Origin of the sequence: Streptomyces phaeochromogenes (assembly GCF_001418655.1) — a bacterium.
GTDB classification, from domain to species: domain Bacteria; phylum Actinomycetota; class Actinomycetes; order Streptomycetales; family Streptomycetaceae; genus Streptomyces; species Streptomyces phaeochromogenes.
In genome coordinates, this window is sequence record NZ_LIQZ01000445.1 from 583 (window position 1) to 1,014 (window position 432).

Genomic DNA, 432 nt, shown 5'->3' on the forward strand with positions numbered 1-432 from the left:
GGCGGTGACACGGCCGTCGCGGGCGAGCCCCCGGCCGGTGGCTGGCGGATCCGGGTCCAGGACGTCACGGGCCCGGTCGACGAGACGCCCTCGCAGGGCCCGTACGCGACGGTCGGCCTGCGCGGCGGCGGGCTCGCCACCTCCGGCACGACCGCCCGCGCCTGGCGCTCGGGCCCGCACACGCTCCACCACATCCTCGACCCGAGCACCGGCCTTCCGGCGGATTCCCCCTGGCGTACGGTCTCGGTCGCCGCCACCACCTGCGCCGACGCGAACGCGGCCAGCACGGCTGCCCTCATCAAGGGCACGGGCGCGGAACGCTGGCTGTCGGGCCTGGGCCTCCCGGCACGGCTGGTGGCCCGGGACGGCACGGTGGTGACAACACCGGGCTGGCCGACGACAGGGACACCGCAGTTCTCGCCCCCGCCGCCC

The 432-nt window shown here is 77.5% G+C and carries 1 protein-coding gene; it reads left to right on the plus strand.

Annotated features, from left to right (window positions below; all coding sequences use genetic code 11):
- A partial coding sequence (locus AOK17_RS52930) for an FAD:protein FMN transferase (RefSeq protein ID WP_245697721.1) occupies positions 1–432 on the plus strand: 432 nt, incomplete at both ends.